This window comes from Massilia sp. P2_C2 (assembly GCF_056404615.1).
Window position 1 is genome coordinate 1 of sequence record NZ_JBFUDR010000225.1, and the last position, 10,789, is coordinate 10,789.

Here is a 10,789-nt window from a genome sequence, read left to right on the forward strand (position 1 = left end):
AGTCCAGCCTGGCCAACTCGAGCAGGCTCTGCGTCATGCCCATCGCCTGACGCAAGGGCAGATTGAACAGGCCCTTGACGGTCAGGCAGAACTGGACCGCCGCCTCGCTGTACTTCGGAGTGCGCCCCCGCTTGCCGCTTGCCGCTGGCACTGCCGTGCCAACACATGTCCTTGTCCAGCCAGATCAGCAGCGAGCCACGGGCTTTCAATGCGGCGTTGTAGTCTTTCCAGTTCGTCGTTCGGTACTTCGGTTTTGCAGGGGCGGTCATGCCGTCAGTTTACCCGTGCCCCGCCCTGGCCGCTGCAGGGCCAATTTATGCAACAAAGCCCATTGGGCCCCCGATATCCCTCGTATCGCTCGACTACGGTATCCATGTCATACCTCCATTCCGTCTCCGTGCGTTAGACACGTATCACAGATGGAAGTTTGAAAAATTACAACTGTAGTACTAGGGCAATGTCTTGATCAGTTGCTGGACGTTCGGTACGCCAAGGCCGGTGACCATGTCATACCCCTTGACCGCCTCGTAGGCACCGTTGTTGCCGCCCGTGATATCACGAAAACAGGCCGTCCCCTGCACCTTGTACAAGACCGGATTCAGGAAGTTCAGCGGATCCTTGCCTTGCTTCACTCTCGCTGAATTGACCAGCGCACAGAACGCGGCCCATACGGGAGCGCTCCAGCTCGTGCCGCCATACTCGACCGGGTCGCCGTTGAGAACGACGAGTGCCCCGTAATTCGGATCGGCAGTCAGGCTCACATCGGGCACCATACGGTTGTGGCCAGACGACTTGCCATTCACTTTCTGCCAAGCGGGACGCTTGAAGTACATGCTGCGCCCACCGCCGGCGCCGGCCCATGACGATTCCTGGACGGTGCCGTCCGATGCGATCTTCAACGTCGTGCCGCCGACGCCGATGACGCATGGATCGGACGATTCGTACTCCGCCTGCAGCGGCCCGCCCCCGCCATGGCCCGTACTGTCCGGATTGGAGCCAGCGTCACCGCTGGACACGAAGACGTTGACACCCGCGGCCGCCAGGCGCAGGAATTTCGCGTGTTCGGTCTTGACTTCGCCCGGCGCCATATAGGTTTCTCCGAGCCCCAGGCTCATCGACACCTGCCGCAATCCCGGTTCCTGCGCGATGTCGTTCAAGATCCTGTCGAGCGCATGATCGATGTCGGAAAAGCGCAAGGTTCCGGTCGCGTAAATGCGAAGCTTGGCGCCGGTCGCAATTCCGCTGGCCCATTGCGCATCCAGCGTTTCCTCACCACTCGGCGGGGGCAACACCGCCGAGGTGACATTGACGATCTGGACACGGGACGCATCGACCGGAATACCGCTCTGTTCCCAGAATGCCACCATATCGGCTTCCTTGGGCACGGTATCGATGACGATGGCAATGATCTGGCCGTCGCCGGTGGCGTCGATGCCGTCCGCGCCATACGTCCTCAAGATATCTGCCGGACGATAGCCTGGCACCGACTCGGCGGCCCTGGCCGTGCCGGCGCGACGCTTCTCCGTTTGACCGAGCCCGGGCGGCAGCCGCCGGGAATGCTTGTGAGCCTGGCGATGCGGTTGTAAACCGATGATTGCCCGGACGTTACCGGAGACGTCGTCCGGCAGGCTTGGCGCGTTGCGCGCGGACGTATAAGTGATGCCGTCTTTTGTGACACGCACTAACTCGACTTGCAACGCCTTGGCGACATCGCTCGCGGCGGCGGTGGCTTGAATGCTCGTATTGTCCGGCGCCTGGTAATCCACGGTAAAACCATTTGCTTTGAGCCACTCGACGAGTGGAGCAATTTGCTCCTTGCTCACGCCATATCGATCGCGGAGCTCTTGAATCGGCACCCGTTCACCGTTCTCTACCCGCTTTTCCAATTCCTCGTTGAGATTATTCGACGGCGATAGAGAAAAACTGATCGACATCGGATCATCATGATGTTCCGCCGTGGCAGCATGCACATTCAACCCGCTCGCAACAGGACCAGGCTGAACAGGCATTTCGATAACACTGTCATGAAATAATTTACGCGTAGGCATGGCAACTCCTTGTCAATGACCGGGTGAAGTCAGCAAAACGTTCGAGGTTTTGGTTGACCGCCATTTCGACGGCAATCATTCATGCATGTTGAATAAACATGGATCGACGTCCACAAAACATGCGGCCGAGACGCACATCCTTTCGAACGGGGAGGTCATGGTAGTAGCGCAGCGCATTCCTGGCAATACCCATCGCGCCGATGTAGCGTTTTAATCGCTTGGCAGGTCTTCACTATCAGAAAAGATAGTAGCGTAATTCGACGGCATTCCACCGGCTGCTTTATTTTCCGGCAAATCATTTTTGCTCGATCTATTTTTTTCTCACGCAAAACACTCGGTGATTCGCATTATCTTTTCCGAAATAAATTGGAGTTAATGTAAAGAATTTGATTTGTGTATCGGGAAACGATGCCGCGCGCTGCCGGCTACACGCGGATCACGCCGTGGGCCGGTTACGCAAATAGAGGCGTCAATCTACCTATCAATATTGACAGCTGCCGAATCTGGCCGTAGGTGTAGTTTACCCATCCGGCTGAAACAAATGGAAAAGAGAATGCATGGCCGGATTGGAGGCAGTCCATATCGTTAATGCCTTGGCGTTCCGGGATTATGGTTAAGCATAAATCTGCACGAGGATTTGTTTATGAGCCGTGGCGCGCCTCTTCTTCCGATGACGCTTGCAGCCTGCATGCGGATTGAATGAATTGACGAGAAATACCGCATCTGCGGCTATGGCCTGTTTTAGGTCGCATTTGAGCGTCCAACTCTTGCCTGACTGTTCAGCGGCGCGGGCAAATTATCCAACCTGTTCAATGTGGGGAATATATGGCCAATTTAGACATCGCTGCGTTAACGTCGCAACTTAACCGGGTCAATGCGCGCTGGAGCGCAAAGCCGACGCCGCAATCGACACTGAGCGATGTCGAGAAGCGTGCATTGCTTGGCATTGTAAAAGACGAGGCCGCGCTGGCCCGGGCAATGGCTCCGCAAGCGGGTGCCCCATCAGCGCCAGCGTTTGCACCGGCTGTCGATTGGCGCAACCATAACGGTAACCATGTTACGCCCGTAAAGAATCAGCGAACGTGCGGTTCTTGCGTGTCATTTTGTACGACGGCAGTTGTCGAATCGATGGCGTCAATCGAGAAAGGCGTCGTACTCGACCTCTCCGAAGCCGATCTGCATTTTTGCTCGGCGCACGGTGCATCGTGTGGAGGATGGTGGCCTGGGGACGCCTATGCGGAGATTAAAGCACGGGGTATTGTTCCCGAGCCATCGTTTCCATATATGAGTGCCTTTGATGAGCCTCCGAAAACCGACCCTGCCACGCACTTGTGGATTCCCCACTGCGTTAGTGTGAACAACCGTGATGCGAGCGCGGTGAAAATCTCAAACTCTACAACTCTAGCAAATATTGTTGATCGCAAGAATTACTTGAGCAACATTGGGCCATGTTCAGCCATCATACATGTATTCGAAGATTTTTATTCTCTGGGAAGCGGAGTTTATCATCATGTAACAGGCGTGGATTACGGATTGCATTGTGTCGAGGTGATCGGCTATTCCGAGGCCGAAAGCTGCTGGATCTGCAAGAATTCCTGGGGAGATGCCTGGGGTGAAAAAGGCTTTTTCAAGATCGCCTATGGAGAGGCTGGTATCGATACGGAATTCCCGTTCTGGACCGCGCAGGGAGTGGTGCTGCCACTGTCCACCCATGCCACCGGCAATCCCGTCGGCTACACCTTTGCGAACGAAGCTACTCACTTGCTTGAGCAACATAATTTAACCCGCTCCAATGACGGGCACATTCGAGCAAGCTGGTTCAATTTTGCCGAAGGCTGGCATCACGAGGACCGCAGCTTGCTGCCGGGTACGCCTGCCGCCGTGGAAGGTCCGAATGCCTATACGTTCACGAATGCGCCAACTAAGTTGCTCGAGCAGCACAATCTCTTCCGGTCAGCGGATGGCCACATCCATGCGCTATGGTTCAACTTCGACGGAGGGTGGCATCACGAGGACCGCACACAACTGCTAGCTGGCGTCCCAACCGCAGTCGGCAAGCCTTTCGGCTACGCCTTCGTCAGCGGTAACATCGTTGAGCAGCACAACCTGTTCCGCTCCGCGAACGGCCACATCCATGCTCTTTGGTTTAATTTTGCCGAGGGATGGCATCATGAAGACCGGACGACACTCCTTCCTGGCGTTCCCCCGGCCGTTGGTGATCCTTTCGGCTACGCCTTCATCAACAAGGCAACCGGGTTGATGGAGCAACACAACCTCTTCCGTTCCGCGGACGGTCACATCCATGCTCTGTGGTTCAATTTCGCCAACGGTTGGCATCACGAAGACCGCACAGCAATGATACCGGGCGTCCCCGCYGCAGTCGGTGAGCCTTTCGGTTACACCTTCATCAGCGATGACGTGGTGGAGCAGCACAACCTGTTCCGTTCCGCTGATGGCCACATCCATGCGCTATGGTTCAATTTTGCCACCGGGTGGCATCATGAAGATCGGACGGCCATGCTGCCAACCGCGCCTCCCGCGGTGGGCGATCCGTTCGGCTACACGTTCGTTAACAAGGCGACAGGACTGCGCGAACAACACAACCTGTACCGCTCGGCGGACGGCCATATTCACGCACTGTGGTTCAATTTCGCCAGCGGTTGGCATCATGAAGACCGTACGGCATTGCTGCCGGGCGTCCCCGCCGCGGTCAGCGAGCCATTCGGCTACGCTTTCATAGGAGAGGGCGTGGTCGAGCAGCACAACTTGTTCCGCGCCGCAGACGGACGGCTTCATGCCCTCTGGTTCAATTTCGCCAAAGGATGGCATCACGAAACAAGGAGCTGACGACAATACGTCGATCGGTACATCAGGCCGCAGTTCGAAGGAGCGAAAACTTATGTCCGCCGAAACAATCGATGTTCCGATCGACACCGAATTCCAAGTGCGCCTGACTTCGTCCCCGTCGACGGGTTACGTTTGGGACATTGCCGATGAGCCCAATGGAATCAAGTACCTGGGGAAGCAGGTTGAGATCTCGCCCGGCGGATCCGCCCCAGGGAACCCTAGCACCCAAGTGTTTCGGTGCCATGCGTTGACGGCCGGGACGTACGTCGTCAATTTTGTTCTAAAGCGTAAATGGGAACCGGCCCCCATCGAAACACATACAGTAACGGTGCGAATTAGCTGAATCGATACGGCTCCAAACCGCCTTGACGCTCCGTGCGGCCCATCGCAACGAGGAACGAATGAGAACACCAACCGTGTGCTGCTCCAGTACTTCCCTGATAGGACCAATGTAGCTGAATTGTCTCAGCTAGATCTCAACGAGTCTGCGCAGAAACTGAACAGCTTTCCGCTTAACGCTTGCTTACGCAACTCCAACTGATAAACCGGCGGCAGCTGGCCTGCTGCCGATTAGAATGACACCGCTTCAGATAGTGTAGACAAAATCAATAGCGCAGCTATGGCACTGTAGTGGTCTAATTTGCCCGGACACCTCGATAGGTGGACAATCCACCATCCGAAGAGTTTTACATGACAAGGCAGCGCCGAAAATTCGATACCAGTCTGAAGCTGGAAGTCGTCCGTATGATTAAAGAGCAGGGCCTGAGCGTCCAGCATGTTAGCGAGAGTATGAGCATCGGCCCGAGCGCGGTACGGCGCTGGGTAAAGCAATACGAGGATGAGCAGGCGGGGCAACCAGGCATCGGCAAGCCGCTCACGCCAGAGCAGCAGCGCATTCGTCAGCTTGAGCAGGAAAACCGTCAGTTGAGGGGGGACGTGGAGATATTAAAGAAGGCATCGGCCTTCTTTGCCCGCGAACTGAAATGAGTTACCGACTCATCGACGAGCTGCAAAAGAAGGCCCTCAGCGTTGCCCAGTGCTGGCGGGTGCTGGGAGTGAGCCGTTCTGGTTTTTACGAGGCCCGGCGACGTGCCGCCCAGCCCGCCGTGTGCAAGGCCAGCGTGCATGTGCGGGCCGCTTTCGCGGCAAGCCATCAAAGCTATGGCAGCCGCAGGATCGTGGCCGCCCTGGCCAACGACGGGCTGCAAATCGGCCGCCATAAAGTGCGGCGGCTGATGCGGCAAGCTGAGCTGAAACCCGTCTGGAAGCGTAAATTCATTCACACAACCGACAGCAAACATGCCTTGCCGGTAGCCGCCAATGTGCTGGGTCGTCGGTTCAATCCGGTGGCACCGAACGTGGCCTACGCCTCCGATATCACGTATATCCGAACTGGCGCCGGCTGGCTTTATTTGGCGGTCGTGCTCGATCTGTTTTCGCGTCGGGTGGTGGGCTGGGCTATGGCGCCAAGCATGCCTGCCAGCCTGGTGTGCGAGGCCCTGAACATGGCCATCGGGCACCGGCAACCGGCGCCGGGCCTGGTGGTCCACTCCGATCGCGGCAGCCAGTACGCGAGCGCCGAATACCAAGCTTTGCTGGCCAAGCACGGCAATATCTGCAGCATGAGCCGGAAGGGAAATTGCTGGGACAATGCGGTCGCCGAACGCTTCTTTCTGAACCTGAAAATGGAACAGGTCTGGCAACGCCAGTATGCCAATCATGCCGAAGCCAGAATCGACATCGCGGCCTACATCGTGGGCTTCTACAACTGCGAACGGCTGAACTCCGTTCTGGGCAACCTGCCGCCCACCGTCTTCGAGCGGAACATGGCAGCAAAAGAATCTATCGTGGTGTCCGAAATTACTTGACCACTACAAGGGTCTTGTTTGTCGACCGACTTCAACAACCTCACGATACAGTTATTGATCAGGCTCTACTGAGCCTTTTTAATTTGCGCATTGCAATGCACGAACTCAAGAAAATTGGTGTCTGCCGATTACGGGTTTTGTAACCGGGTGCACGACGACAGCGCCGGCGTGCGCCCTTTGCCGTCCTGGTCGCGCTTACTCGACTACTGCACTGTACGCGCCCGTGCTGTCTTTCGTTACCTTAACATTGAAGAGTACAGTCGGGGAATTGTCGCCTCCAGATCCCCGTGGCGAGGTAAGTACGATAGTGCGCTCCGGATAACTGATACCCAGCACAGACACTTTCACTGTAGCGACTTTGGAACCCGAGCCGGAATAATAGTTCACGCCGAAACGGTAATTGCCTGGTGCAAAGGTAGAACATTGGGCGTAGTAGTGTTCTGGACCTGTACCCGTCGTGTCATCGCGGTCGAGATAGCCCACCAATCCACGCCGCTGCCCATAATAAACGTGGTAATTGGGCTCGTAGGCATGGAGATCGACATCCCCAGGCGAACTCCAAGTAAGAGTTGTCGTAATCGGACCTGCCGCCGATTGGGTCGGAACCTGCGACAGGCGATTCAAAGCTGTGCTTACGAGGCCAAAGGTTCTGCTTCGCAGGGCAGGAAAGGCGTTTCCCGCGTATATCTCATTGAAGCCATGTCCGAAGCGGTCGGGCGCAGGAAAGTCCGGTACACTCTGGTCGTTGTCCGGCAAAGTGGCGGGGGCGAGAATACGGACGAGCTCGATCACCCGGTCCGCATCGGTGGTGACATACCCCTCGTTTGTCGCGACGGAATTTGCCGGCGTGGCGACGGCCGCAATACTGAACGGCGCCACATTGACATTCTGTGAGCGAAGACTATTGTATGTCGCGTTTGCATATAAATTGCCCTGCGAATGCGCAACAACGAGGACACGTTTCCCCGCCAACAAGGCATCGCGGTACGTCTGGCTGTGCCTTACCACCGTGGGGTCACTGTAAGCGGCGGGCTGCGACAGTGAGGCAACGGCTTGGGCAAGTCGCCTGCTGCCTGAGGTCTGGAAGTAATCGTCCAATAATACGCTGAGCGATGTACTGATGAATTCTCCGCTGACCCATCTGAAAAAGAGCTGCCAGCTCAATGTTGGATCTTCTGCGCGCTTTTGTGCAAAGGCTTCCAGCAAGTCCCGCAGGAATCCACCGGTTGGATTGATCGATACTGCATAGCTGACGGGCTCATTTCCAAACGTGTTTCCAAATCCTGCCTGGATGAGGTTTTTCGATGTATTTGCATTTAATTCGTCGTAGGCGATCCCGTTACCGAAGTACACTTGATAACCTGAGCTGCAATACGAGGTTTCGGATATTTGTGCAAGACTGATTTCCGGGAATGCTAATCCAACGCTGACGATCGTGGACGACATGATGCCTAACACTAATTTTGGATAATGCATAATGTTCTCCGATATTTCACCTAGGCTTGCGAGAACGCCTGGCGCGCTACGTTTATTGGATGCCATGGCAACGCGTATCGTTTAATTGGCGCATGGATTGGTGTCCCCGGTAGATATTGACTGCCCTGCAAGCAGATCCATGYGTCCGATCCATGTGGCAATACGATCCCGAGAGTTCAGCATTTGATCGCGAAGGAATTTGTTTTGTTGGATACCCTGATCCAATCCGGCCGTTTGGATCATGCAATCGAAGGCGCGATTCAGGCGTACTGACGAGGAAAAGGCGAGTTCTACCGAACCGGTCTGACCCAATGCGTTGCGCATGGCGGCTAGCACGCCATGCGCAGCCGACTTTAGGGCGGGAGAACTTCCATACCTTGAAATGAGCAGGGGTTCAAGGTCATCGCGTACCCCGTTGCTATTGGCATCCGGGCCCATGATGACCGCTTCCGGAGGAACCGGCTGGGTCAAGCGAACCACCCGCAAATCGAAGCGAAATGCCGTGTTCGAATAATTCACGAACTTGAGAGGCACCGAAATCGATGCGCCGGGAAGGAGGGAACCGTTCCCGTCCAACGTCACGAAAGGAACACCCTCCTGTGCTACCGAGGTCGCATTGGTCAAGACGACGTTTGTCGGAAGCGAAAGCGCAGCCACCGTGAACGGCCGATTCAACGCCGCCGTACTTTTGTTCCGGATCACTACGTTACTGTCGAAAGTGCCGGTACTACGATTGAAGACGAGTCCGGACACGGTAACTTCAAGCTGCGCGCCCAAATCCGTGGCACCGCTGATGCTCGGCGCTGCGTCGGCGGCGAGGTTCACGGTGAGCAACCCCACCAGGGCCATGCGCTTTTTTGACGCGCCGCGCGCGAACAGAATTGCGATGATGGGAACGATCAGCAAGAGCGTGTTGGGTTCCGGTACCGCCGAAGGACTATCGAACTGGCGAAGCTGGCCGTAGAAAACCAGTGGACCCGCACGCCCTACGTCCCATTGCAGCAGGCTATCCGCGCCGACCGGATCGCTAGTGGAGAATAGCGGCATGCCATCCTGGCCCAGCAGAAAAATAGCGAAACTGTCCGGCAGGTAGGTCGAATCCGGCGTAGAGGAGAGGCTTTGACCGAAGCTGATTTCCAGCATGTCGCCCAGAAGGATGGAACGGGAGAGGGATTGGTAAAACAGGTCGTCGGCAATCTGGCCAGGAAGCGATGTCTCTACCCCATCCACTTTCAGAGGCCCAAACGCAATCGCGGTGTGTTCGGGGGCGCCGTCCACCAAGTCGAAAGCGATGGTGGCCTGTGTGGAACGAAGAAAACCGGTATCGATCTGAAGAATATACGTGGCGTGCGCAAAGCCGCAATACATGCCGAATGCAAGCAAACAAAGTAAACGCCTGAAAATGGCTAACATATAAGTCTCCCGTGGACGGACTCAGGTTTAAATTTGAAATCTTCGAGGGAATGGTTTTGTCAAAAGGCAATAAAACCAGAGCAGGAGCGTGTATTTACAAGTTCTCTGATTTCGCAAGACACTGAGCAATAAACGTACCAACCATATAAATCAACTGGTTACTATTGGTTACAAATCGATATGTAAAAATTCTCGACAAATTCATCAATCCCTACCCCCTTTTTCGTTGCCGTCAAGATACTGTGGCAGATTTCTCACGCTTTAAACAGTGAGGTTGTTGCTTAGGAAAAATTGCGCGATCGTAATCACTCCCGTTTTCGGAGGGAATAATGAAGAGAAATAATTTTATGCAGGCCATTTCGATGGTCACGACTTTATCTTTGTCGAACTCTGCATGGGCACTTTGGGCTAAAAGTAGTCCTCTCAAATTTTGAGTAAACTCGGACGAGGATTGCTGCAGGAGTCGCTGCCATGAAACGCTTGATGTTGTCCGATGCTGAGCGTCGGACGCTGCGGGATATGGGGATTTTCCATCCTCATCCACGGACCCGGATGCGTGCCCAGGGCATCTTGCGGTTGAGTCAGGGACTGACGCTGCAACAGACGGCTGACGAGTTCTCGGTGCATTTGAACAGCGTGGAGCAATGGCACCAGCGTTGGAACAAGCTGGGGTTGGCAGGGCTGTACGAGGGGCGTCATACGGGGCGACCGCGGAAGTGGACGCCACAGCAACAGCAGGCGTTGAGCGAGTTGGCGCACTCCGAGGGCGGCACCATTGCCGCGCTGCTGCGCCACCTGAAGCAGAACCATGATCATGTTTCGATCAGCGACGGCACTGCTGCACGCTATCTCAAGGACATGAAATTCAGCTATAAGCGCTACCGCTACAGTTTAAAAAAACGCAATCAGGAGGCGTTCGAGCGCGCCGGCAAGATCATCGAGGCTCTGGGCCGGCTCGACCATGAGCAACGGTGTGAATTGCTGTACTTCGACGAGTCGGGTTTCAGCCCGAATCCCTCATTGCAATACGGCTGGACCCGAATCGGTGAAACCCGGTCCGTGGAGCCGCTGGCGCATCGGCAACGGGTCAACGTGCTTGGCGCATTGCGCCATGATGGCCAGCTGATTTGGACTACG

Annotated in this window: 7 protein-coding genes and 1 pseudogene; 4 read left to right on the plus strand and 4 right to left on the minus strand. The window is 55.7% G+C overall.

Features of this window, described 5'->3' with window-relative positions:
- A pseudogene (locus AC1DYX_RS22010) lies at window positions 1–269 on the minus strand (transposase); the annotation flags it as partial.
- Between the two features lie 180 nt (window positions 270–449).
- On the minus strand, window positions 450–2,048 hold the full coding sequence (locus tag AC1DYX_RS22015; RefSeq protein ID WP_477262786.1) for a S53 family peptidase: 1,599 nt from the start codon (window positions 2,046–2,048) through the stop codon (window positions 450–452).
- An 825-nt stretch (window positions 2,049–2,873) separates the two neighbouring features.
- Here AC1DYX_RS22015 and AC1DYX_RS22020 point away from each other — a divergent pair.
- The 3 genes from AC1DYX_RS22020 to AC1DYX_RS22030 all read left to right on the plus strand — a co-directional run bounded on the left by AC1DYX_RS22020 (window position 2,874) and on the right by AC1DYX_RS22030 (window position 6,763).
- The gene (locus AC1DYX_RS22020) at window positions 2,874–4,895 is read left to right on the plus strand and encodes a C1 family peptidase (protein WP_477262788.1); all 2,022 of its coding nucleotides are present in this window, start codon (window positions 2,874–2,876) and stop codon (window positions 4,893–4,895) included.
- A 52-nt stretch (window positions 4,896–4,947) separates the two neighbouring features.
- A complete protein-coding gene (locus AC1DYX_RS22025; protein ID WP_477262789.1) occupies window positions 4,948–5,238 on the plus strand; it encodes a protease inhibitor I42 family protein in 291 nt (96 codons plus the stop codon).
- A 347-nt stretch (window positions 5,239–5,585) separates the two neighbouring features.
- A protein-coding gene (locus tag AC1DYX_RS22030) for an IS3 family transposase (protein ID WP_477262791.1) occupies window positions 5,586–6,763 on the plus strand; the annotation gives its coding sequence in 2 pieces (ribosomal slippage) (window positions 5,586–5,853 and window positions 5,853–6,763; 1,179 coding nt in all).
- Between the two features lie 195 nt (window positions 6,764–6,958).
- On the opposite strand, the gene AC1DYX_RS22035 is transcribed toward AC1DYX_RS22030, so the two are convergent.
- Both AC1DYX_RS22035 and AC1DYX_RS22040 read right to left on the minus strand, forming a co-directional pair.
- On the minus strand, window positions 6,959–8,305 hold the full coding sequence (locus AC1DYX_RS22035) for a YfaP family protein (RefSeq protein ID WP_477262793.1): 1,347 nt from the start codon (window positions 8,303–8,305) through the stop codon (window positions 6,959–6,961).
- A 15-nt stretch (window positions 8,306–8,320) separates the two neighbouring features.
- Complete coding sequence (locus tag AC1DYX_RS22040; protein WP_477262795.1) at window positions 8,321–9,652, minus strand: hypothetical protein; 1,332 nt, start codon at window positions 9,650–9,652, stop codon at window positions 8,321–8,323.
- Between the two features lie 471 nt (window positions 9,653–10,123).
- Between AC1DYX_RS22040 and AC1DYX_RS22045 the strand changes: the two genes are divergently transcribed.
- A partial coding sequence (locus AC1DYX_RS22045) for an IS630 family transposase (protein ID WP_477262797.1) occupies window positions 10,124–10,789 on the plus strand: 666 nt, incomplete at its 3' end.

What these genes read in the sequence shown, in the direction of transcription:
- AC1DYX_RS22035 (WP_477262793.1), bottom strand. Translation starts at nt 8,305, where the DNA reads ATGGCATCCAATAAACGTAGCGCGCCAGGCGTTCTCGCAAGCCTAGGT.
- AC1DYX_RS22025 (WP_477262789.1), top strand. Translation starts at nt 4,948, where the DNA reads ATGTCCGCCGAAACAATCGATGTTCCGATCGACACCGAATTCCAAGTG.
- AC1DYX_RS22015 (WP_477262786.1), bottom strand. Translation starts at nt 2,048, where the DNA reads ATGCCTACGCGTAAATTATTTCATGACAGTGTTATCGAAATGCCTGTT.